The 22,566-nt window shown below is 64.4% G+C and carries 23 protein-coding genes; 8 read left to right on the forward strand and 15 right to left on the reverse strand.

The features are described 5' to 3' along the window. Window positions 1-2: 2 nt before the first annotated feature. Genes OA2633_RS01355 through topA form a run of 3 tightly spaced genes read right to left on the reverse strand, consistent with a single transcriptional unit; the run spans window position 3 to window position 5,585 of the window. On the reverse strand, window positions 3-698 hold the full coding sequence (locus OA2633_RS01355; RefSeq protein WP_009800675.1) for an NUDIX domain-containing protein: 696 nt from the start codon (window positions 696-698) through the stop codon (window positions 3-5). Then, window positions 676-2,934: a ribonuclease R gene (rnr, locus tag OA2633_RS01360; RefSeq protein ID WP_009800676.1), complete on the reverse strand. Its 2,259-nt coding sequence runs from the start codon at window positions 2,932-2,934 to the stop codon at window positions 676-678. The genes OA2633_RS01355 and rnr overlap by 23 nt, the downstream gene beginning before the upstream one ends. After that, entirely contained in the window at window positions 2,931-5,585 is a 2,655-nt protein-coding gene (gene topA / locus OA2633_RS01365; protein ID WP_009800677.1) for a type I DNA topoisomerase, read from the reverse strand. Before topA ends, rnr begins: the two co-directional genes overlap by 4 nt. Before the next feature lie 171 nt (window positions 5,586-5,756). Between topA and OA2633_RS01370 the strand changes: the two genes are divergently transcribed. Next, window positions 5,757-6,044 (forward strand): hypothetical protein, encoded by a 288-nt coding sequence (locus tag OA2633_RS01370; RefSeq protein WP_009800678.1) that lies wholly within the window; start codon window positions 5,757-5,759, stop codon window positions 6,042-6,044. Here OA2633_RS01370 and dprA read toward each other — a convergent pair. The 7 genes from dprA to ruvX form a co-directional block, all read right to left on the reverse strand. Next, window positions 6,041-7,159, reverse strand: coding sequence for a DNA-processing protein DprA (gene dprA / locus OA2633_RS01375; protein WP_009800679.1), 1,119 nt, complete (start codon window positions 7,157-7,159; stop codon window positions 6,041-6,043). The genes OA2633_RS01370 and dprA overlap by 4 nt on opposite strands. Next, window positions 7,156-7,755: a glycerol-3-phosphate 1-O-acyltransferase PlsY gene (plsY, locus tag OA2633_RS01380; protein WP_009800680.1), complete on the reverse strand. Its 600-nt coding sequence runs from the start codon at window positions 7,753-7,755 to the stop codon at window positions 7,156-7,158. The genes dprA and plsY overlap by 4 nt, the downstream gene beginning before the upstream one ends. Beyond that, entirely contained in the window at window positions 7,755-9,020 is a 1,266-nt protein-coding gene (locus OA2633_RS01385; protein ID WP_009800681.1) for a dihydroorotase family protein, read from the reverse strand. Before OA2633_RS01385 ends, plsY begins: the two co-directional genes overlap by 1 nt. Further along, the gene (locus OA2633_RS01390) at window positions 9,017-10,021 is read right to left on the reverse strand and encodes an aspartate carbamoyltransferase catalytic subunit (RefSeq protein WP_009800682.1); all 1,005 of its coding nucleotides are present in this window, start codon (window positions 10,019-10,021) and stop codon (window positions 9,017-9,019) included. Before OA2633_RS01390 ends, OA2633_RS01385 begins: the two co-directional genes overlap by 4 nt. A 79-nt stretch (window positions 10,022-10,100) precedes the next feature. Next, window positions 10,101-11,015, reverse strand: a complete 915-nt coding sequence (locus OA2633_RS01395; RefSeq protein WP_009800683.1) for an AEC family transporter — start codon at window positions 11,013-11,015, stop codon at window positions 10,101-10,103. Further along, window positions 11,012-11,932, reverse strand: a complete 921-nt coding sequence (locus OA2633_RS01400) for an AEC family transporter (RefSeq protein ID WP_009800684.1) — start codon at window positions 11,930-11,932, stop codon at window positions 11,012-11,014. The genes OA2633_RS01395 and OA2633_RS01400 overlap by 4 nt, the downstream gene beginning before the upstream one ends. Then, entirely contained in the window at window positions 11,929-12,417 is a 489-nt protein-coding gene (gene ruvX / locus OA2633_RS01405) for a Holliday junction resolvase RuvX (protein WP_009800685.1), read from the reverse strand. The genes OA2633_RS01400 and ruvX overlap by 4 nt, the downstream gene beginning before the upstream one ends. 123 nt (window positions 12,418-12,540) lie before the next feature. On the opposite strand from ruvX, the gene gatC reads away from it, so the two are divergent. The 7 genes from gatC to OA2633_RS01440 all read left to right on the forward strand — a co-directional run bounded on the left by gatC (window position 12,541) and on the right by OA2633_RS01440 (window position 19,418). Continuing rightward, window positions 12,541-12,828 carry an Asp-tRNA(Asn)/Glu-tRNA(Gln) amidotransferase subunit GatC gene (gatC, locus tag OA2633_RS01410; RefSeq protein WP_009800686.1) on the forward strand — a complete coding sequence of 96 codons (288 nt, stop codon included), beginning with the start codon at window positions 12,541-12,543 and terminating at the stop codon, window positions 12,826-12,828. A 6-nt stretch (window positions 12,829-12,834) separates the two neighbouring features. After that, complete coding sequence (gene gatA / locus OA2633_RS01415) at window positions 12,835-14,316, forward strand: Asp-tRNA(Asn)/Glu-tRNA(Gln) amidotransferase subunit GatA (protein WP_009800687.1); 1,482 nt, start codon at window positions 12,835-12,837, stop codon at window positions 14,314-14,316. Continuing rightward, window positions 14,316-14,879, forward strand: coding sequence for a hypothetical protein (locus tag OA2633_RS01420; protein WP_009800688.1), 564 nt, complete (start codon window positions 14,316-14,318; stop codon window positions 14,877-14,879). The genes gatA and OA2633_RS01420 overlap by 1 nt, the downstream gene beginning before the upstream one ends. A gap of 4 nt (window positions 14,880-14,883) precedes the next feature. Continuing rightward, window positions 14,884-15,132, forward strand: coding sequence for a hypothetical protein (locus tag OA2633_RS01425; RefSeq protein WP_009800689.1), 249 nt, complete (start codon window positions 14,884-14,886; stop codon window positions 15,130-15,132). Continuing rightward, entirely contained in the window at window positions 15,132-16,118 is a 987-nt protein-coding gene (locus OA2633_RS01430) for an NADPH:quinone reductase (protein ID WP_009800690.1), read from the forward strand. Before OA2633_RS01425 ends, OA2633_RS01430 begins: the two co-directional genes overlap by 1 nt. A 36-nt stretch (window positions 16,119-16,154) precedes the next feature. Beyond that, window positions 16,155-17,651, forward strand: a complete 1,497-nt coding sequence (gene gatB / locus OA2633_RS01435) for an Asp-tRNA(Asn)/Glu-tRNA(Gln) amidotransferase subunit GatB (protein WP_009800691.1) — start codon at window positions 16,155-16,157, stop codon at window positions 17,649-17,651. Between the two features lie 360 nt (window positions 17,652-18,011). Next, window positions 18,012-19,418 (forward strand): mechanosensitive ion channel family protein, encoded by a 1,407-nt coding sequence (locus tag OA2633_RS01440; RefSeq protein WP_009800692.1) that lies wholly within the window; start codon window positions 18,012-18,014, stop codon window positions 19,416-19,418. Here OA2633_RS01440 and OA2633_RS01445 read toward each other — a convergent pair. The 5 genes from OA2633_RS01445 to OA2633_RS01465 all read right to left on the reverse strand — a co-directional run bounded on the left by OA2633_RS01445 (window position 19,415) and on the right by OA2633_RS01465 (window position 22,556). Then, window positions 19,415-20,359 carry a radical SAM protein gene (locus OA2633_RS01445; RefSeq protein ID WP_009800693.1) on the reverse strand — a complete coding sequence of 315 codons (945 nt, stop codon included), beginning with the start codon at window positions 20,357-20,359 and terminating at the stop codon, window positions 19,415-19,417. The genes OA2633_RS01440 and OA2633_RS01445 overlap by 4 nt on opposite strands. Before the next feature lie 106 nt (window positions 20,360-20,465). After that, window positions 20,466-20,681, reverse strand: a complete 216-nt coding sequence (locus OA2633_RS01450; RefSeq protein WP_009800694.1) for a helix-turn-helix transcriptional regulator — start codon at window positions 20,679-20,681, stop codon at window positions 20,466-20,468. Then, window positions 20,678-21,127 (reverse strand): hypothetical protein, encoded by a 450-nt coding sequence (locus OA2633_RS01455; protein WP_009800695.1) that lies wholly within the window; start codon window positions 21,125-21,127, stop codon window positions 20,678-20,680. The genes OA2633_RS01450 and OA2633_RS01455 overlap by 4 nt, the downstream gene beginning before the upstream one ends. Window positions 21,128-21,171: 44 nt before the next feature. Continuing rightward, window positions 21,172-21,600, reverse strand: coding sequence for a hypothetical protein (locus OA2633_RS01460; protein ID WP_009800696.1), 429 nt, complete (start codon window positions 21,598-21,600; stop codon window positions 21,172-21,174). Continuing rightward, on the reverse strand, window positions 21,597-22,556 hold the full coding sequence (locus tag OA2633_RS01465; protein ID WP_009800697.1) for an isopenicillin N synthase family oxygenase: 960 nt from the start codon (window positions 22,554-22,556) through the stop codon (window positions 21,597-21,599). Before OA2633_RS01465 ends, OA2633_RS01460 begins: the two co-directional genes overlap by 4 nt. Window positions 22,557-22,566 lie beyond the last annotated feature (10 nt).

A 22,566-nucleotide genomic window follows, 5' to 3' on the forward strand; every position in this document is an offset into this window, starting at 1 on the left:
GCTCATAGGGTTTCAACCCTGGGACCGGATCGCGTGCTCTTCAGATAGCGCACGGGGCGGGCAGGGTCCTTGAGCCAGGCTTCAAGCTCGCCGATCACATATTGCGTGGCGATTGGCAGATCAAGCGTGTCGCGTTCGCTCAGGCCGACCCACCGCAAATCCTCAAGCTCGCCATTGCTGGTGAGGTCTACGGGGCCGTGTACATGCTCCACATCACAGGTGAAGAACCAGGCGTCGAACCGGCGCGGTCTCCGGGGAGGCGTGATGGCCCGGGTGATCACGTCCAGCGGCGCGGCGTTGGGCTGCGCGCCGGCCGCCTCGAACGGCGCCCAGGGCGCCTTGAAGGTGCAGGCGTCCTCCGCCGGCTTGCCCAGGATCAGACCGGTTTCTTCCGCCGTTTCGCGCAGGGCCGCCGCCGCCGCGGCGCGCGCGCGGCGTTCGGTCAGCACGCGCGTCATCACCGAGCGGGTCTTGTCATTGAGCTCTTCAGCCAGCGGCGCATAGCCGTCGGTGGGGTCCACGCGGCCGCCAGGAAACACATATTTGCTGGGCATGAAGACATGTCCGGTCGAGCGCCGACCGAACAGGAGTTCTATCTCGCCATTCGCGCGCTGTCTGCGCAGCAGCAGCGAGGCGGCGAGTTTCGGGCGTGGACTGGTTTTAGGCGCTGTTTTCTTATCGTTTTTTGCGTCTGGCATTGTGTTTCTTTGCGCGCGGTGAGCCGCGGCGCTCGTATTTGTCGCGCGGGCGTCCGCGCCCTTTGGGCGGTTTTCCTGATTCAGGCGGTGTTAGAATGTCGAATAACAGCCCGCCCGTCACGGGTGTCGCTTCATCCAGGCGCACTGTCACCAACATGCCCAGCCGATAGCGACCGCCCGAGCTTTGCCCGACAAGCGCATGGGCCGCCTCGTCGTGCATGTAGTATTCCTGACCGAGCCGAGAGACCGGGCACAGCCCGTCCGCGCCGGTTTCATGCAGGCGCACGAACAGCCCGAAGCGCGTCACGCCGGTGATCCGGCCTTCAAACTCCGTCCCCACGCGATCAGCCAGCCAGGCGGCGATGAAGCGGTCCACCGCGTCACGTTCGGCGGCCATGGCGCGGCGTTCATTCGAGGTGGTGTCCTCGGCGATGCGCTGGAGCTGGCTACGCTCTTCATCGGTTTGGCCGTCCGAGCCCAGATTGTAGGCGCGGATCAGGGCGCGGTGCACGGTCAGGTCCGCATAGCGCCGGATGGGCGAGGTGAAGTGGGCGTATTTGGCCAGGTTAAGTCCGAAGTGGCCGATATTGTCGGTGTCATAGACCGCCTGGGACTGGCTGCGCAGCACCACCTCATTGACCGTCTCGTAATGGTCGGTGGGCTGAGCCGCCTGCAGCAGGGTGTTGAAGCGCGACGGCGTCGGGCGCTCGCCGCGGGTCCATTTCAGGCCCACATGGGGCAGGAAATCCGCGAGGTTATCGAGCTTTTCAGAGCCCGGCTCATCGTGAATGCGGTAGATGAGGGGGCTGTGCTTGGCCTCCAGTGCCGTGGCGGCGGCCACGTTCGCCTGGATCATCATCTCTTCGATCAGCTTGTGCGCATCGAAGCGCTCGCGCAGGCGCACGCCCTGGACCCGGCCGTCCTCGCCCACGATCACCTTGCGTTCGGGCGCGTCGATCTCCAGCGGCTCGCGACGCTTGCGGGCTTGCCGCAATGCCTCATAGGCGCCCCAGAGCGGCTTGAGAACGTCCTCCAGCAGGGTTTCCGCCTTGCCCGTGCCGTTTCCGTCAATGGCGGCCTGCGCTTCTTCATAGGCCAGCTTGGCGGCGGACCGCATCCAGCCGCGAATGAAGCGGTGACCGATCTGATTGCCATTGCGGTCAAAAACCATGCGCACGGCCAGACACGGGCGTTCCTCGCCCTCGCGCAGCGAGCACAGATCATTGGACAGGCGCTCGGGCAACATGGGCACCACCCGGTCCGGCAGATAGACCGAGACGCCGCGATTGCGCGCGCCCTTGTCGAGCGGGCTGGCGGGCGTGACATAGGCGGCGACATCGGCGATGGCGACGATCACGATCCAGCCATCCGGATTCTTCGGATCGTCATCGGGCGCCGCCCAGACCGCATCGTCATGGTCGCGAGCGTCAGCCGGGTCGATGGTGACAAGCGGTATGTCGCGCAGATCCTCTCGATTGCCCATGGTGACGGGCTCGATGGCATCGACCTGCTTGAGTTCGGCATCCAGAAAGCCATCGGGCACGCCGTGTTCGGCCATGGCGATGATGGAGCCGGCGCGAGCGCTGTCAGCCCGGCCCACGACTTCATCGATCATGGCCGTCTTGAGACCATGACGACGCTCGGACGCGATGCGCACGATGACGAGATCGCCATCCTGAGCCTTGCTGGTCTCGCCACGGGCCGGCACCAGTTCGTGACGGGCGCGTCGATCGACCGGGACCAGACGCGCCGGGCCGCGGGTATTGTCGCGCAACACGCACAGAATGCGGTGCGCGGACTGGCCCAGCTTCTTGATGACGCTGGCTTCGTAGCCCTCTTCGTCCTTGAGCGGGGCAAGCCGTGCGAGAATCTTGTCGCCCACGCCCGCAGCGGGGCCGCGCGTACGTTCGCCGGGCTTGAGGATGATTTTCGGGCCTTGCAGCTCAGGCTTCACCGGCTGGCAGAGGAACTCGCCATCCACATCGCGGTCGATCACTTCCAGCACCGTGACCGCCGGCAGCTGGTCGGCCATTTCATAGGCCTTCTGCTCATTCTTGCGGATCTCGCCGCCATCCTCGAGCTCGCGCAAAGCGAGCTTGAGGCCGGACCGCTGGTCGCCCTTCAGTCCCAGAGCCTTGGCGAGTTCACGCTTGGTGAAGCGTCCTTCGCCCAGCCGGATCGCCTCGTGAAGGGCGTCCTTGGTGAAACCAAAGCGGGCGTATGGATCTTCGTTCAAGACGGGGCCTTTGTACTCTTTGCGGTGGTTTTCTTGGCAGTTGATTTCTTCGCGGCGGGTTTCTTGGCGGCGGTCTTGGTCTCGCCATCCGCCTTCTTGGCCGCCGGTTTCTTGGCCGAGGCCTTTTTCTTCGCCGGCGCCTTCTTCTTGGCAGGCGATTTGGCCGCTTTTGCGGCGATCAGCTCCAGCGCCTGCTCCAGCGTGACCTCGGCCGGGTCCATCTCCTTGGGAAGGGTGGCGTTGATCTTGCCGAATTTCACATAGGGGCCGTAGCGGCCGCTCATGACATTGATCGCGCCGCCCTCATCAGGGTGCTCGCCCAGCTCTTTCAACGGAGCTGCGGCTGCGCCGCCCCGACCGCGCGGATTGGCTTTCTTCTGCTCGATCAGATCGACGGCGCGGTTCAGGCCCACCTCGAACACCTCGTCGGCGTTTGCAAGGTTCGCATAGGTCTTGCCGTGCTTGACGAACGGACCATAGCGGCCAATGCCCGCCTCGATCATCTCGCCGTCTTCGGGGTGGGGGCCGACTTTGCGCGGCAGGTCGATCAGCGCGACCGCCTTCTCAAGCGTGATGGACGCCGGATCCCAGCCCTTGGGAATGGAGCCGCGGCGCGGCTTGTCCTCGTCCTCGACCTGCATTTCGAGATACGGGCCGAAGCGACCGTCCTTGAGCACGATCATGGCGCCGGTCTCGGGATGTTCGCCCAGCTCGCCATCACCGGCGACGGCGTCGAGCTCGCCCCCGCCCAGCGGCCGGGTATAGCGGCAGTCAGGATAGTTCGAGCAGCCGACGAAGGCTCCGTGCTTGCCCAGACGCAGCGACAGCGCGCCCTCATTGCATTTGGGGCAGACCTTGGGATCGGACCCATCTTCGCGCGGCGGGAAGATCAGCGGCGCCAGCGCCACATTCATCGCGTCGATCACATCGCCAATGCGCAGATCGGCGATATCCTCGATGGAGGCGTGGAAGTCCTTCCAGAAGTCGCGCAACAGCTGCTTGTATTCGAGATCCCCCGCCGAGACCTTGTCGAGCTGGTCTTCCAGCGACGCGGTGAAGTCGTACTGGACGTAGCGTGCGAAGAAGTTTTCCAGGAAGGCGATGACCACGCGGCCCTTGTCCTCAGGCTTGAAGCGCTTGTCTTCCATGCGGACATAGTCGCGGTCGCGCAGCACCGACAGGGTGGAGGCGTAGGTCGACGGACGGCCAATGCCCAGCTCTTCCATCTTCTTGACCAGCGAGGCCTCGGTATAGCGGGGCGGGGGCTGGGTGAAATGCTGTTCGGCCAGCGTCGTCTCGGCCTTCGCCGACGCGCCTTGCTTTACGGCTGGCAGGCGGTTCTCGCCTTCATCCTCTTCGTCGTCGCGGCCTTCCTGATACAGGGCGAAGAAGCCCGGGAAGGTCACGACGGTGCCCGTGGCGCGCAGGGCGAGGGACTGGTCGGCGTTCTCAAAGTCGATGGTGGTCCGCTCAAGCTGCGCCGCTTCCATCTGACTGGCCACGGCGCGCTTCCAGATCAGCGCATAGAGCTTGGCCTGATCGGCCTCCAGGCGCATCTCGTCGGGATGGCGGGTGAAGCTCGTCGGGCGGATGGCTTCGTGCGCTTCCTGGGCGTTCTTGGCCTTGGTGGAGTAAAAGCGCGGCTTCTCCGGCACGAAGTCCGATCCATGACGCTCGGAGATCACATCGCGCGCCTGCATCATCGCGCCCATATCCATGGAGACGCCATCGGTCCGCATATAGGTGATGAGACCCACCGTCTCGCCGCCCAGATTGACGCCTTCATACAGGCGCTGTGCCGTGCGCATGGTGCGTTGGGCGTCAAAGCCCAGCTTGCGCGCCGCTTCCTGCTGCAGGGTCGAGGTGGTGAAGGGCGGCGGCGGATTGCGCTTGGTGGGCTTGGCCTCGACTGCCGCCACGGTGAAGCTCGCCGACTTGATGGCGGCTTCCGCGGCGCGGGCGCGCTTTTCCTCGCCAATGGTCAGGCGGGTGATCTTTTCGCCTTCAAACCGGGTCAGTTTCGATGCGATGAGCTGATCGGCGCCCTCGGCCTTCACCTCGGCGTCCACAGACCAGTATTCTTGGCTGACGAACCGCTCGATCTCGGTTTCGCGCTCGGTGATCAGTCGCAGCGCCACAGACTGCACCCGGCCCGCCGAGCGCGCGCCCGGCAGTTTGCGCCACAGAACCGGCGACAGGGTGAAGCCCACCAGATAGTCGAGCGCACGGCGCGCCAGATAGGCCTCCACAAGCTCCATATCGAGCTCGCGCGGATTGGCCATGGCGTCGCTGACAGCTTTCTTCGTGATGGCGTTGAACGCCACACGCTGGACGTGCTTGTCCTTGAGCACCTTGCGCTTCTGCAGCGCTTCGAGAAGGTGCCAGGAGATCGCTTCACCCTCGCGATCCGGGTCAGTGGCGAGGATCAGGGTGTCGGCGTCCTTGAGCGCGTCGGCGATCGCCTTGATGCGCTCCTTGGACTTGCCCTCCACGGTCCAGTCCATCGCGAAGTCTTCCTCGGGACGCACCGATCCGTCCTTGGGCGGCAGATCGCGCACATGGCCGAAGCTGGCGAGCACGGTGTAATCGCTCCCCAGATACTTGTTGATGGTTTTGGCCTTGGCCGGGGATTCGACGACAACGACGTTCATATGATCACTGATAGCAGGGTGATGCGGTCCAGCGTCAAGGCTGGTCCGGTCAATGGCGGCGGAAGGTGGGGATAGTTCATCACCCTGTCAACATGGGGCTGACGCTTGCCAGAAAGCGAGCACAGGTTTACGGCTCCCCACAGGGTTGTTCAAAGAGCAATCAAAACGATTATGGCCAAGTCCCCACCCGGCGCTTCTGACGATCCCGCCTTTCGCGAGAAGACCACCCAGGAAGCCGCGGGCTATCTTGTCGAAATGCTCGCCGCATTGTCCCATTTCGCGCACAGGGCGGATCTGAGCAATTCCTCCGTCATGCTGGCGACAGCAGCGCATGTGATTGAACAGGAATGCCGGCAAGTGACCCGAAAGCCGCCCCTGACCAATCCGGATGCGGATCCGGCTGCCTTGTTCCCCTTCTTTCCCGATGGCCGACCCCGTAGCGGCGGCCCGCGAACCTAGACGCTGCAGACCATGCCGTTGGGCCAGATCTCACACCGGCCCGCCAGTTCCAGTTCTACAAGCGCCGCCAGGACGACGCGCGCTGGCGCCCGGGTCAGCCGCGCCAGTTCGTCGCGGGAGACAGGGGTGGGGGACAGCAGCCCGGCGATGCGCTCGCGAATGTCGGACACGGCCTCATCGAGTGCGCGCGCATCCTCGAACTCGTCTTCAAAGTCTGCGCCTGAGGGTTCCTCGAGTTTCGGGCGGCGCGCGCCGGACAGGATGTCGATGACATCCTCCACGCCCTGGATCAGCGCTGCGCCATCCTGAAGGAGGCGGTTCGAGCCGCGGGCGCGAGGATCCAGGGGCGAGCCCGGAACCGCCATGACTTCGCGGTTCTGCTCCAGCGCATATCGCGCTGTAATGAGCGAGCCCGAGCGCTCCGCCGCCTCCACGACCAGAACGCCCAGGGAGAGCCCCGAGATCAAACGGTTGCGACGCGGGAAGTCGCGCGCCTGCGGGCTGTAGCGGGGCGGGCTCTCGCTCACCAGCAGGCCCTGTTCGGAGATGGCGTGATAGAGCGCCTCGTGCTCGGGCGGGTAGATCGAGGTGAGACCGCCGGCCAGCACGGCGATGGTCCCGGTTTCAAGGCTGGCGGCATGGGCGGCGCCGTCTATGCCCCGCGCCAGCCCCGAGGCGATCAGAACGCCGCGTTCTCCCAGGCCCCGCGCCAGATCGCCTGCAAAGCGCAATCCCGCGGCGGACGCGTTGCGCGCGCCGACCATGGCGCAGACCGGCTTGTCTGAGAGCAAGAGCGGGCCTTTGACCGTGATCACCGGCGGTGGTGGATCAAGGGCCGCCAGATCTGAGGGAAACTCCGCCTCACAGGCGCACAACAGACGCGCGCCAAAGTTTTCGATGTCGGCCAGCTCGTCCTCGGCCTGATCGCGGGCGATCGCCTTCAGCGGCTTGGCGCGGCCGCCGCGCTTTGAAAGGTCCGGCAGGGCGTCAATGGCGCGACTGGCGGTTTCGAAGCGCTCGATCAGCTTGGCGAAAGTGACAGGTCCAACCCCCGATGTGCGCGACAGGCGAAGCCAGTCCACGCGCTCGCTCGGGGAGAGGGACCGGCGCGTCACGTCTTCTTGGCCCCGATTTTGGGTTCCTCACCCTTGAGGATGCGGCCGATATTCTCCTGATGCCGCCAGTAGAGCAGCGCGGCGAGGAAGAGCGCGAGAATGGCGACGTCCTCACGGCCGAAGGCATAGGCCAGAGCCGGGGCGGCGAGGGCTGCAGTGAGCGCGGACAGGGATGACATGCGCAGCATCAGCGCCATGCCCAGCCAGACAAAACAGGTCAGGGCGCCGACGGGGAAGTGGGCGGCCAGCAGCACCCCGAGAAAGGTCGCCACGCCCTTGCCGCCCTTGAACTTCAGCCAGACCGGGAAGCAATGACCAAAGAAGGCCGCGCCGCCCGCAATCAGGCCCGCCGTGGGATTGGCGAGATAGCTGAACAGCAGGCAGGCGAAACCTGCCTTGCCTGAGTCGAGTATGAGCGTGGCGAGCGCCAGATCCTTGCGGCCTGTGCGCAGCACATTGGTCGCGCCGATATTGCCCGAGCCGATGGCGCGAATATCCCCAAGCCCGGCCAGCTTGGTCAGCAGCAGGCCGAACGGGATCGAACCGAACACATAGCCGACGACCAGCGCCGCCGCGAACCAGGGATCAAACATCATTACTCATCTTCCGGTTGATGGATAATCGCGCCTTCCGCGACCGTGATCAAGGTGCGACCGAACAGGCGGCGCCCGGAAAAGGCGCTTGGCGCGCGGCATTGCAGGGCGCCGCGGCCATAGACGAAGGGGGCGCGGGGGTCGAACGCCACAAGGTCCGCCGGTGCGCCCTCTTCAAGTCGTCCCTGTTCGAGGCCGAGAATGTCCGCCGGGCCGGAGGTCACGGGGCGCAGCGCTTCAGCGAGGCTCATGCGCCCCTCTTCAGCCAGTCCGCACAGAACAGGCAGCAGAGCTTCCAGCGTGGCGGAGCCGGGCGCAGCTTCGGGGAAGGGATGGGCCTTGGATTCGTTGGTCAGGGCGATGTGGTCAGACACCACCGCGTCGATACGGCCGTCGCTCAGCGCATCGATCAGCGCCTGACGATCGTTTTCGCTGCGCAGGGGCGGCTCCAGCCGGTAGCGCGGGTCCAGACCGCCGGTATCCATCTCGTTGAAGCTGAGATGGCTCACCGGAACCGTCACAGCGACTTCCAGACCGTCTGAGCGGGCCCCGCGAACGGCGTCGAGCGCCTCGCGCGTGGTGACGCGGTCGAAGATCAGGCGCGCACCGGTCAGGGCCGCCAGTGATGCATCGCGCTTGAGCGCCATGGCTTCCGATTGCGCAGGCCGTGAGGGCAGGCCCAGGCGCATGGAGAGATCACTCTCGGTCGCCAGCGTGCCGCGGCTGAGGCCGTGATCTTCCGGACGCAGGCTGACCCAGGCGTCAAACCCGCCCGCGTAAGCCAGAACCCGGCGCGCCAGGCGCGTATCGGCCACCGGCTGGCCGCCATCCCCCAGATACAGCGCGCCGGCGCGCAGCATCAGACCGATCTCGGCCATGTCCTCAGGTGAGCTGACGCAGAGCCCGGCCGCATAGAGCCGGACAGCGCTCGTGAGCGCCGCCGCGTTCACCGCCGCAATGTCTTCAGGGGTGCGGAACCCGCCGCCGCTTTCGGGCGAGAGCACCAGCGTCGCGACGCCGCCGGCCGCCGCCGCGCGGGCCGCGGCATCGACACCGCGGGCGCCGGTTGAAGCAGGATCGGCCGTGCAGCGCATGTCGATGAGGGCCGGCGCGAGGACCGCGCCCTTCACATCGATCACCTGCTCGTCGTCGTGCGCCACGAGATCGGGACCGATCTCCTCGATCAGGCCGTCGCGCACACGCAGGGCGCCGAACTCGTCGCGGCCAGACGCCGGATCGATCAGGCGGGCGTTTTCAAACAGCATCATGCCCCGTCTCCCAGACCATCGGCGTCATGGTTGCGCATGTCCGCAATCGTGGAATTGGGCGCGCGACCCGTGATCAGCTCGAGGATGGCGGAGCGCACCGCGACGCCGCTTTCCACCTGCTCGAGGATCAGGGCGCGTTCGGGGTCGTCCGCCAGCGCGCCGTCAATCTCCACGCCCCGGTTCATCGGCCCCGGATGCATCACGAGACAATCTGGGGCGGCGCGTTCGAGGCGCGCTTCGTTGAGGCCCCAGAGCGCGGCGTATTCGCGATCAGACGGGATCAGACCGCCGGTCATGCGCTCTTTCTGGATGCGCAGCGCCATGACTGCGTCACAGCCTTCGAGCGCCTCGTCGAGATCATGAAACACTGTCACGCCCCAGCGATCCGCATCGGCGGGCAGCAGGGTCGCCGGGCCGCACAGGCGCACCTCGGCGTTGAGCAGGTTCAGGAGCGACACGTTCGAGCGGGCGACCCGAGAATGCAGGATGTCTCCGACGATCAGGATGCGGCGACCGCCGACCTCGCCCCAGCGGCGGGTCAGGGTGAAGGCGTCAAGAAGCGCCTGCGTCGGGTGTTCATGGGCGCCATCGCCGGCATTGACGGTCGGAAGGCCGGTGATGCGGGCGAAATGGGCTGCCGCGCCCGCCGCCTTGTGGCGCACCACCAGCACGTCCGGGCGCATGGCCGCGAGGGTCAGGGCGGTGTCGTCAAGGCTTTCGCCCTTGGAGATCGAGGCGCTGCCGGCGGCGAAGTTCACCACGTCGGCGCCGAGGCGCTTGGCGGCGATCTCGAAGCTGGCGAGCGTGCGGGTCGAGTTCTCGAAGAAGAGATTGATCTGGGTCAGGCCTTTGAGGCTGTTGCCCGCTTTCTCGCCGAGCCGCGCCTGGTCGAAATGATGCCGGGCGCGCTCGAAAATCATCTGCACGTCGAGCGGGTTGAGATCCCCGACGCTCAACAGGCTGTCATGGGGAAAATCGTAGGCGAAGCCTGTACGCTCCATCAAAGCGCCTCCCGAAATGCGTTTGCGGCGGTATAGGCGCGCACATCGGTTGGGGCAAGCTGAACGGTGTCGTAGTCCTTCAGAGCGAAAGCGCGATCGCCGCGGCCACGGGCAGGGTGATGGCGCTGGTGAGCACGGTCAGCGTGATCATGCCCGCCGTCAGTCCGGCCTCGCCGTCAAAGTCCGCGGCGACGGCGTAGATGAACGCGGCCGCCGGCGCGGCGCCGGCGATCGCCATCAGCACCGCGAAATCACCCGAGAAGCCAAAGGCCAGCGCCAGACCGAGATAGACCACCGGCCCCACGCAGGTGCGCAGCAGCGCCGCGGACAACAATACCGTCAGTCGGCCCTTCAGCGCCTTGAAATCCAGACCTGCGCCCATGGACAGCAGGATCACCGCCATGGAGCCCGCGCCGATCATCTCGATGGGGGCGACAAGATAAGAGATGCGGCCCAGCCCGGAGAGATTCGCCAGTAGGCCCAGCACGCAGGCGAGCACGACCGGGTCCCTGGCGGTCTTCGCGAGCGCCGCTTTCAGGCCGCGCCCTGAGGTGAGCGCAAAGCCCGCCACGGCCGCAGCCGCGCCGATGATCACGCCGGTGGCGGACACCGCTGCGCCCGCGCTAGCGATCGTGTCGCCGAGCAGGCGGTCAGCCAGGGCGAGGGAGAGGACGATGTTCCACATCACGGCGCTGGCGATCATCGGCGCGGTGATGCGGCCTGAAGGACTGATCATCCGGCCCAGAACAAGCGCCAGTGCAATCATGATGAAGGAGCCCAACGCCGACACGCCCGCCAGCGTCAGGCTTTGCCCGCCGTCAAACTGCGCCTGCGCCAGCAGCGAAAACAGGAAGCTGGGCAGCAAGAGACGATGGTTCAGCGCATTCACGCCGCGCCAATGCTCGCGTGGGATATAGCCCAGCGCGCGCACGCCATACCCGAGGGCGATGATCAGGAAGACCGGCAGGAAGGCGGAGAGGATGATCTGTGTCATAGAAAGCTGGTGGTCCAGATCCAGAAGGGCATGGCGAGGAAGGCCAGAAGCGTGGTGGCGGTCACATGCCCGGCCATCAAACGCGCATCCCCGCCCAGCTCGGCCGCCAGCACGTAGGCGGCGGCGGCCCCCGGCGTGGAGCCGATGGCGGCGAGAAGCGCCAGCGCCACGCCCTCAACCCCGAACAGGCGCCCGAGCACGATGAAAACAAGCGGCGCGATGATCAGCTTGAGGCTGACCGACAGCATCAACAGCTTGGGGCGCGCCTTGAGTGCGGAGAAGTCGAGTCCCGCGCCAATGGCCATCAGGATCAGCGGCAGGGCGGCGCGACCGGCGAGGGCCGCGGTGTCGGCCACAGGGCCGGTCTGGAATAGGCCGAGCGCATTGCACGCTGCGCCCAGAAGGCAGGCGATGATCAGCGGATTGGTGACGATGCGCATGCCGACGCGGCGGGCGTCAGGTTTGACGTCGCTTGTCCCCCAGACCGTCAGCACCACCACGCACATCACATTGATCAGCGGGACGGTGGGCGCGAAGACCAGGGCGGCCAGCGCATTGCCCTCGGTTCCGAAGGCGGTTCCGGCGAGCGCCAGCAGCACGAAGCCGTTCCAGCGCACGCCGCCCTGAAAGAGGCTGGTATAGGCAGGACCCGGAACGGGCAGGGGTTTGAGGGCGAGGCAGAGCGCCCCCATCACCACAAAGCCCAGGGTCACCGCGATGAGGAAGGAGCCGGCGGGCAGGCCCGCATAATCGGCGCGGGAAATGGTCGAGAACAATAGCGAGGGCAGCAGCGCCTGATAGCTGAGCCGGTTCACGCCCAGCCACAATTCCTTGCGCACCAGGCCTGAGCGCCGCATGGCCCAGCCGAGCGCGATCACGCCGAAAATGGGGATCAGGGCGCTCGCGACGGCGTTCATGAGATGGGATCGTCCGGTGCGAGGGGCGTATGGGTGACGCCCTGATTGATGCGGCCAATGGCGCTTTCCAGAATCACCGCCGCTGCCTGCGCATCCACAAAGTCCTTGCGGTGAGACGGTTTCACCCCGGCCTCGATCAGCGACTCGGTCGCGGCGAACGTGCTCAGCCGTTCATCCTGATAGGCGACGGGCAGATCGCGCAGGCGCAGCAGGTTCGTCACGAAGGAGCGCGAGGACTGCGCCCGGCGGCCATCCCCGCCATGCATGTGCAGCGGCAATCCGACGATCAGGCCGACGCAGGCGCGCTCGTCATAGAGATTGAGCAGCGCCTGGGCGTCCTGGGTGAATTTCTCGCGCTGGATGGTGGTCAGGGGCGTGACCAAAGTTCGATCGGTATTGGACACCGCAACGCCCAGCGTCTTGGTGCCGGGATCAATGGCCATCAGCGGACCTTGGGGAAGAAGGGCGGGATCGAGAAACAGCATGGCTTCCGTTTAGGCCTCTGAACCGCGCAAGGGAAGAGCCGGACTCCGTCACAATCTTGCGCCGCAGCACCGGCGTTGGTACGCAGGGCGCTTAGCCTTGCCCTCCCATCCGGAGACCTGCCCATGTCTGTGACCCAAGACGATGTCCGGCGCATTGCGCGTCTGGCCCGCATCGCCGAGCCGGCTGACCGTCTCGATTCGCTCACCAATGAACTCAATGGCATTCTCGACTGGGTCGAGCAGCTCAATGAGGTTGATGTCACGGGCGTCGAGCCGATGACCACGCCGGTCCAGACCCCGCTGCCCCTGCGCGCGGACGAGATCACCGATGGCGGCAAGCGCGACGATATTCTGGCCAACGCCCCGAAAGCCGAAGAAGGCTTCTTCGTTGTGCCCAAGAGCGTGGAGTAAGCGCAGATGACCGAGTTTACCCAGCTCTCTTTGTTTGATGTGCTCGAGGGCCTTGAGAAGAAGGACTTCTCGGCGGTCGAGGTTGCCGAAGCGACGGTCAAGGCGGCGGAAGCGGCGCAAGGCGCGCTCAACTGCTTCACCTTCATCGACGGCGACAAGGCCAAAGAGATGGCGCAAGTCTCTGACGCCCGCCGCGCCAAGGGCGAGGCTGGCGCGCTGGACGGCGCGCCCATCGCGATCAAGGATTTGTTCGGCGTTTATGATGTGGAGACGACCGCCAGCTCCAACATCCTCAAGGGCTTCAAGCCGCGTTACGAATCCACCGTCACCCAGAAACTCTGGGATGCGGGCGCGGTGTTCTTCGGCAAGACCTCCATGGACGAATTCGCCATGGGCTCGTCCAACGAAACCGCCGCCACCGGCCCGGTGGTGAACCCCTGGCGCGCCAAGGGTTCGGACGAGAAGCTGGTTCCGGGCGGCAGCTCGGGCGGGTCGGCGGCGGCGCTGGCGGCCGGCATTTCCTATGGCGCGACCGGCACTGATACCGGCGGCTCCATTCGCCAGCCGGCGGCGTTCACCGGCCTAGTGGGCGCGAAACCCACCTATGGCCGTTGCTCGCGCTGGGGCGTTGTGGCGTTCGCGAGCTCGCTCGACCATCCCGGCCCGTTCGGCAAGACGGTGAAGGACACGGCGCTGCTCACCCAGGTGATGTCGGGCCATGATCCGAAGGATTCCACCTCCTATCCGGGCGCCGTTCCGGACATGGTCTCCGCGGTTAGCCGCGGCGTGAAGGGACTGAAGATCGGCATCCCCAAAGAGTATCGCGTGGACGGCATGCCGTCCGCCATTGATGCGCTGTGGGAGAAGGGCGCCCAATGGCTCAAGGAGCAGGGCGCGGAGATCGTCGAGATTTCCCTGCCGATGACTAAATACGCCCTGCCGGCGTACTACATCATCGCCCCGGCGGAAGCCTCCTCGAACCTGGCGCGTTATGACGGCATGCGCTTTGGCCAGCGGGTCGAGGGTGAAGACCTGATCGACACCTATGAGAAGACGCGCGCCCAGGGCTTCGGCAATGAAGTCCAGCGCCGCATCCTCATTGGCACCTATGTGCTGAGCGCGGGCTATTACGATGCGTATTACCTCAAGGCCCTGAAAGTGCGCCGCAAGATCCTTGAGGATTTCAACGCCGCCTTTGAAGGGGTGGACGCCATCCTGACGCCGACCACGCCGAGCGCGGCCTTTGGCATTGGGTCGAAAGCAGATGCGGACCCGATCGAGATGTATCTCAATGACATCTTCACCGTGACCGCCAATATCGCCGGCATCCCGGCGATGAGCGTTCCGGCGGGTCTGGACAAGAACGGTCTGCCGCTGGGCCTTCAGGTCATCACCAAGGCGCTGGACGAGGAAACCATGTTCGCCGTCGGCGGCGCGCTGGAACACGCTGCAGGCTTCACCGCCAAGCCGGAGCAGTGGTGGGGGTGATGAAAGACGACGTCGCCAATCTGAAGCGTAATGTGTTGCGGATTGGCGGTGTTTATCTACTGGCCATTGTGGTCGGTTTGATGGCCCCAATTCTTCCGGAACACACAAGCGACCAGAGGGTGGTGCATGTCGGTGAGTTGTTTGCTGTACTTGCGTCCTTGGTGTTGGTCGTTTGTTTTGTACGCCATAAACCTAAACATGGGGCGCGGATCGGAAGTCTTACAAGCCGAGCCAATTCGATAGGAGACTCAGGACGAGTTGCCATTGCAGCGATTGGAGCCATCGGCTTTGGAGCATTAAACGCCAAGCCCGAAACAATAGATGACTTTGAGGCTGCATTTGCCTCTGGGAGTTTCCTGTTGGCTGTAATTTTACTGCTAATCAGTTGGCAGATTCAGAAGGTTAAGGCTCTCTCTCGGCGAAATGTGTTGCCTGAAGAGGAAGTCGATTTTGAAAGGCAACTCTCTCAGACTTTCTTTCTCAGAAATGAAACCTACGACCTTCTTTCTGGCGCTCTCGTGACCTTTGGTCTGACATATATTTTTGCAGCGGGTTTGACCTGACCTCATGACCAACCTTCCCCGCCTCCTCATGATCGGCTTTGGCCTGGTCGCCATTCTGGGCGCGTTGCTCGCGTCCGGGCGACTGGGTGAGGGCGGCGTGCAGATGGCGGTGGGGATTACGCTTCTGGTCACGGGCGCGATCGGGGTGATGAACACCATCTTCTTCACCCGGCTCAAGCGCTCGCTCGATGACATGGCGAGCAAAACCCCCGATGCGCCCGGCAGCGACGCCTCCAATGGAGAGCCGTCCTGATGCGCGCGATCTGGTATGAGGCGCAAGGCGCGGCGGACGATGTGCTGACGCTGGGCGAGCGCCCCGATCCAACGCCCGGCCCGGGCGAGGTGGCGGTGTTCATCAAGGCGTCGGGCGTCAATCCATCCGATGTGAAGACCCGCGCCGGTCTGCGCGCGCCGATGAGCGTGGCGCGGCAGATCCCGCATTCCGATGGCGCCGGCGTCATCCGCGCCGTCGGCGAGGGGGTGGACCCGGCCCGGATCGGCGAGCGGGTGTTTGTCTTTAACGCCGCCTTCAAGCGCGCGGGCGGAACGTGCGCCGAGATCTGCGTCGTGCCCGTCGAGTTTACTGGCGCGCTGCCCGATGCCGTAAGCTTTGAAGAAGGCGCGGCGCTGGGCATTCCCGCCCTGACCGCCCATCGCGCCCTGACGGCCAACGGCCCGGTCACCGGCAAGACGGTGCTGATCACGGGCGGTGCGGGGGCTGTGGGGTTGCAGGCGATCCAGCTCGCCAAATGGATGGGCGCGGGCAAGGTCATCACGACCGTCTCCGGCCCTGAAAAGGCCGAAGCTGCGCTCGAGGCGGGCGCGGACGAGGTGGTGAATTACCACCAGCAGGACGTGGTTGAGGCCATCGAGGCCATGACCGAGGGCGAGGGCGTTGACCACATCGTCGAGGTCGAGTTCGGCGGCAATCTGGCGGCGTCTGTCGCTCTGATCCGCCCGCATGGCCTGATCGCCAGCTATGGCAGCGAGGGGGAGAAGACGCCCGAACTGCCGTTCTATGATCTGATGTTCAAGAACGCCGGATTTCAGAGCGTGTTCGTCTACACGCTCACCCCGGCCCAACGGGCCTCCGCCGTTCAGGATGTGACCCGTGCGCTGGCCGAAGGCGCGCTTAAACCGCGCATCGACAGCGTATATGCCTTGGAAGATTGCGCCGACGCCCATAAACGGGTGGAGGCCGGAGACAAAATCGGGAGCGTCATCGTCACCCCTGCGTGAGGATGCGCTTGTTCAGTTGAGATAGAGAAGACCGCGATGAGCAGCGAGCACACCTACGTCATCAAAGGCGCCACAGGCGATTGGGAACTCGTCATGGGACTTGAGGTTCACGCCCAGGTCAAATCCAACGCCAAGCTGTTCTCCGGCGCGGCGACGGCCTTTGGCGCAGAACCCAACACCCAGGTCTCCCTGGTGGATGCGGGCATGCCCGGCATGCTGCCGGTGATCAACGAGGCGTGCGTGGCGCAAGCGGTGCGTACGGGTCTGGGGCTGAACGCTCAGATCAACGCCTTCTCGCGCTTTGACCGGAAGAACTATTTCTACCCGGACCTGCCGCAAGGCTATCAGATCAGCCAGTTCGCCCATCCGATCGTGGGCGAGGGCGAGATCGAGTGCGAACGCGATGACGGCACCCTGTTCACCGTGGGCATTGAGCGCCTGCACCTCGAGCAGGACGCGGGTAAATCCATCCACGATCTTGATCCGACCGCGACCTATGTGGACCTGAACCGCTCCGGCGTGGCGCTGATGGAGATCGTGTCCCGCCCGCACATCCGCACCCCTGCGGATGCGGCGGCCTATGTGCGCACCCTGCGCACCATCCTGCGCTATCTCGACACCTGCGGCGGCGACATGGAAAAGGGTCAGCTGCGCGCTGACGTGAACGTGTCGGTCTGCCGTCCGGGCCAGTACGAGAATTTCATCGAGACCGGCTCGTTCGAGCATCTGGGCACGCGCTGCGAGATCAAGAACGTCAACTCGCTGCGCTTCATCATGCAGGCCATCGAGTATGAGGCCCAGCGTCAGGTGGATATCCTGGAAGAGGGCGGAACCATCGATCAGGAAACGCGCCTGTTCGACGCAAACGCCGGCGTGACCCGGTCCATGCGCTCGAAAGAAGAAGCGCATGACTATCGCTATTTCCCCGATCCCGACCTGCTGCCGCTGCAGCTCGAAGACAGCTTCATCGCGGATCTGAAGGCGAACCTGCCCGAACTGCCCGCGGAAAAGCGCAAGCGTTTCGTCGAGGAGCTGGGCCTGTCGGAATACGACGCCTCGGTTCTGGCCGCGGACAAGGATCGTGCGGACTATTTCGAGAAGGTGCTCGAAGGCCGCGATCCGAAGCTCGCTGCGAACTGGGTCAATAACGAACTCTTTGGCCGCCTGAACAAGGAAGGCCTGGGCATCACCGAGAGCCCGGTCAGTCCCGAACAGCTGGGCGGCATCGTCTCGCTGATCATGGACAAGACCATTTCGGGCAAGATCGCCAAGGACGTGTTCGAGATCGTCTGGGCCGAAGGCGGCGACCCTGCCAAGATCGTCGACGATCGCGGCATGAAGCAGGTGACCGATACCGGCGCCATCGAGAAGGTCATCGACGATCTGATCGCGGCGAACCCCGATCAGGCCGAAAAGGTCAAGGAAAAGCCCAAGACCATGGGCTGGTTCGTGGGCCAGGTGATGAAGGAAATGGGCGGCAAGGCGAACCCGCAAGCCGTCAACGAAATCCTCGCCAAGAAACTTCTGGGCTAGGCGTTTCGTCAAAGCTGAATGACAAAACCCCGGAGCCTGGCTCCGGGGTTTTTTGTTTGGGATGAAACCCCGGCCAAGCGCAGCGCCGAGCCGGGGCCTCGCGCAGAATAGGGCGCCTTGAGCGGACAGAGGTCCCGGGTCTTCGCTCCGCTCGCCTGGGAATTCAGCTCTCTATTTATTACTCTTCCCCGGCGAAGGCCGGGTGCCCAGAGCCGCTGAACGTGAGCATATGATGATCTCTGGGTCCCGGCCTTCGCCGGGAAAGAGGTCAATTGTCGATCAGAATTATAGGGTCGAGAAGTTTGCAGCTCTCCGCACCGTCTCTGGTGACACGCCCGGCGAACGCGCTAACGTGGCGGCATGACCCAACAGCCTGACTCCGCCCTGTCCGATCTTGTCCCGGTTGATGAACTTCGCTCGCGCGCGGAAGCCATCTGGGACTGGATCCAGGTCTCCGCCCTCAATATCGACAACGCGCTGCAGCTGGCGCTGATTGTGGCGGCGTTCGTGCCCGCCCTGCTGTTCGGGCCGCGCCTGCGCAACTTCATCCACGCCCAGACCAAATCGCGCATCAAGACCGGTCTATGGCGGCGCTTGCTGACGGCGGCGCTCGAGCTGATGACGCCTCTGGCGCTCTATCTGGTGCTCACCGTGATCCGGGTGGGGCTGGGGGCGCTCGACCGACCCGTGGCCATTGTCAGCGCGGCGATCAGCCTGATGAGCGCCTGGCTGATCATCCGGGCGGTGACGCTGGTGATTCGATCGCATTTCTGGTCGGCGGTGGCGTTCTACATCGCCTGGCCTGTGGCGGCGCTCGATGTGTTCGGGCTGCTCGATGATGTCATCGCCCAGCTTCAGGCCTTGGCCATCCCGCTGGGGGAAACCAGTGAGGGCGAACCCGTCCAGCTCAGCCTGTTCGATGTGCTGCGCACGATGATCTATTTCGGCCTTCTGTTCTCGGTGGCGAGCTTCGCCGGGCGGGCCATAGACAAGCAGCTTCAGCAATCAGACGAGATTTCCCCGGCGCTCAGCGCGTTGATCTCCAAGGTCCTCGGCGTGCTCTTGCCCGTGCTGGCGCTGCTGATTGCTCTGCAGATGACGGGCTTTAACCTCGCTACGCTGGCCATCTTCTCCGGCGCTGTCGGCATTGGCGTCGGTCTGGGTCTGCAGAAGACCGTATCCAATTTCGCAGCCGGCTTCACGCTGCTGGCGGACAAGTCGATCAAGCCCGGCGACGCCATCGAGGTGGACGGCCAGTTCGGCTGGGTGACCGGCATGCAGGCGCGTTATGTGTCGATCCGCACCCGCGACGGCACCGAAATGCTGCTGCCGAACGACCATTTCATCAATAACGGCGTCACCAACTGGTCCAAATCCGACCATATCGTGCGCCTGCACGCGCCCTTTGGCGTCTCCTATGGCACGCGGGACCTGAAGAAGGTGCAGGCCCTCGCCATAGAAGCGGCGAAGACCGTCGACCGGGTGGTGTCCGAGCGTGAGCCGGTCTGCAATGTCATGGAGTTCGGCGACTCCTCGGTGAATTTCGACCTGCGCTTCTGGATACGCGATCCGCAGAATGGCCAGGCGAATGTGCGTTCGGATGTCTATCTCGCCCTGTGGGAAGTCCTGCACGAGGACGGCATCGAGATTCCGTTCCCGCAAATGGATCTCTATGTGAAGTCCCTGCCGGAGCGGGCGAAGGCGCTACAGGCGGATGCGACGGAGACGATCGAGGCAAAGTCCGAGGACAAATCCGAAGCCGACTAGGCCGAGCAGCTCGCCCCGCCCAGCACGCAGAACTGGGCGCAGTATTTGTGGTTCAGGCTGACAGGCTTGAGGCTGGCTTCCAGCGTCTCGGCCAGCTCGAACTCGTCTTCATAGGGCAGCAGCGTGCAGGCGATGACGCTGGGTCGCTCCGCGCCGCGGCGCTTGATCACCATGCGCTGGCTGGCGCACATGATGTCCTTGGGGCTCTTGTCGAGAATACCCCAGCAGGCGGTGGTGATCTCGGGCGGATCGCCGGCTTCATCCATTTCGGGGAAGATCACGAGGCGGGACGGGTCTTCAGACGGGATATCCACGCCCAGCCCGTCAAACAGCGTCCTGAAGCCCGCGCGCGCTTCGGCGTCGGTCTCGTTCCAGAGTGAGCGGCCGGCTGCGCTGAGCGTGAAACCGTGTTCGGCCAGCCATTGCATCCCCTCGACGGTGGCGTCAAAGCCGCCCGCGCCGCGTTCGGCGTCGTGATTTTTGCGCGTGTAGTGATCCAGGCTCAGGCGCATCTCGATCCGGTCGCCATAGCGCGCCTGAAGGTCGAGAAGCCCCTCCTGAACCCGCGGCCGCATCATCGGCTTCATGGCGTTCGTCAGCACCAGCACGCGATGGCCGCGCTCGAGCGAGACTTCCATCAGGCGGACCATGTCCGGGTTCATGAAGGGCTCGCCGCCGGTAAAGCCGATCTCGACGCTGCCAAAGCCGAGTGCATCGATCTCATCGAGATAGGAGACCACATCCGCCTCGCTCAGATAGACGAGGGCGTCATTTGTGGGCGAGCTGAGGATGTAGCAGTTCTTGCACTCGATATTGCAGAGCGTGCCGGTGTTGAACCACAGCGTCTTGAGCGTATCGAACCCTACGGCCGCCCGGCGTTCGCCCTTGGCGGTGGTGACAGGGTCTGTGAATTTCAGAAGGGGCGCTGAAGCGTCAGGCATGTACGGTCCGAGTCAAAAGCTTTGCTGAGGCTTGCGAAGCTAGGGCAGGGCAAAGCGCCCGGCAATCACGCTCAAGAGGATGTGTCTGCGTCGTGTTCGGATGGGCTCACGCCTCATCGCTGAGCCAGAAGACCTGCTCGACCGGCTGACCCAGGGCGCGGGCAATCTTCAGCGCCAGCAGGGCGGACGGGGTGAAGACCCCGTTCTCGACCGTATTGATGGTCTTGCGGGTGACGCCCACCCGAGCCGCCAGATCGGCCTGGGTCAGGCCCGCTTCGGCGCGCAACGCCTTCATCGCGTTCTCCAGCCCGCTCCGGCTCATGCTGCGTCCTCTTCACCTTCTCCGCGTCGATCATAAACAACGGTCGCGACAAAGAAGCTGGAAACCGAAAGCCCGGTCAGAATCTTGAGCAATAACGCGCCCTCGACACCGAAATTGCTGAGCGTCATGGCGAGCACGGTGCAGAGGGTGATCACCCAGAACGCGGCTTCAGCGGCGCGACGGCGCACATCGCGCGCCCATTCGTCATTTATGACGTCATAGCCGACGCTCTTGTAGGCGCGTCTGGCATCCATGAAATACAGACTGATCGTCACCAGCCAGAGCCCGAAGCCAAGCAGGCTGACGATAAGGCCGGTTGCAGAGAGGGATGCCGGCATCTGCTCTGACGCGGCGACCCCTCCGCCGGCTTGCCAGGCGAAAAAACCAGCGGCCTGACACAGCAGGCAGACTCGCATGCGGGCGTTGAGGGCTTCGAGCTGATCCATGACGTCTCTCTTGCGCTATGTCACCTTGAGGTAACATTGCGCAGTCAGGACGCCTCGTCGAGGTCCGCCTTGAAGGCCTGTGCAAAATGCAGGCAAAACGACAGCACCGGCGCCGCGATGATGAGATCGATCAGCGGCGATTGCGGCGCCTGGGCGAGTCCAATGAGAGCAGCGGAGATCGCCATCGCCACGCCGAGCGCGATGAGGGCGCTGCGCGAGGCCGGTCCGATCGCCTCGGAGCGGAAAATGTCGAACGCCTTGGCCTTGCGTGCGTGCAGGACCGTCCCCGCCAGCAATATCAGGCCCACAATGGTCAGCCCCATGCCGATGCCGGACACGGAGAAGCCGACCCCGATCAGACCGAAGGCGATCAGGGCCTCGCCCGCCTGCCAGCCCGCGAACCCGACGCCGAACAGGCGCGTGAACAACCGGGTCCGTCGGGCGAGGGAGGTCTTGAGCGCGGGATCGGTCACGTCTTGATCAGCCCGATTTCACGCAGGCGTTCCAGCAGGTATTCGTGCGCGGTCATCGGTTCGAGGTACCGGTTGGGGCGCTCCTCGCTGATGCAGCCGGGCAGGGTTTCGATCAGGAAGTCGGGATTGAAGTGCAGGAAGAAGGGCGTGGAATAGCGTGAGAAGCCCATGCGCTCCCTGGACGGATTGACCACGCGATGCGTCGTGGAGGGATACACATGGTTCGTCAGACGCTGCAGCATGTCGCCGATATTGATCACCAGCGCGCCGGGCGGCGGCTGGATTGGCAGCCAGGCGCCCGTCTTGGTCTTGACCTGCAGGCCCGCTTCTTCAGCGCCCAGCAACAGCGTGATGACGTTGATGTCTTCATGCGCACCCGCCCGGACGCCGGAGGGATCGCCGTCGATGGGCGGATAGTGCAGCAGGCGCAGAATGGAGTTGCCGTCATTCACGGTCTTGGAGAACCAGCTCTCCTCAAGGCCCAGATCCCTGGCCAAGGCCTTCAGAAGCACGGCGCCCATTTCATCGAGCGCGGCGTAGAGCGCCTGGATGCTCTCATTGAAACGGGGAATTTCCGTCACCGGGACATTCGGCGGCATCACGTCGGAATACTTGTGGCCCTCGGGCAGGTTCCGGCCATGGTGCCAGAATTCCTTGAGGTCCTTCTGGTCCATGCCCTTGGCGTTTTCGGTGCCAAAGGGCGTATAGCCGCGCTGGCCGCCGCCGTTTTCAATGGCGTAGGCGCGCTTGGTGGCGTCGGGCAGCGCGAAGAAGGCCTTGGCGTCCTCCAGGGCGCGATCAATCACGTCCTGATCTACAGGGTGATCGCTGATCACCGCAAAGCCGGTTTCACGGAAGCTGGCGCCCAGATCGCGGGCGAAGGCTTCGGGATTCTCTCCGGCGAGCTTGAAGGACACCGGCTCGAGGGTCTGGTCGGTCAAAATGATATCGGTCATGGCGGGCTCT

This window comes from Oceanicaulis sp. HTCC2633 (assembly GCF_000152745.1).
In the GTDB taxonomy this organism is placed as follows: domain Bacteria; phylum Pseudomonadota; class Alphaproteobacteria; order Caulobacterales; family Maricaulaceae; genus Oceanicaulis.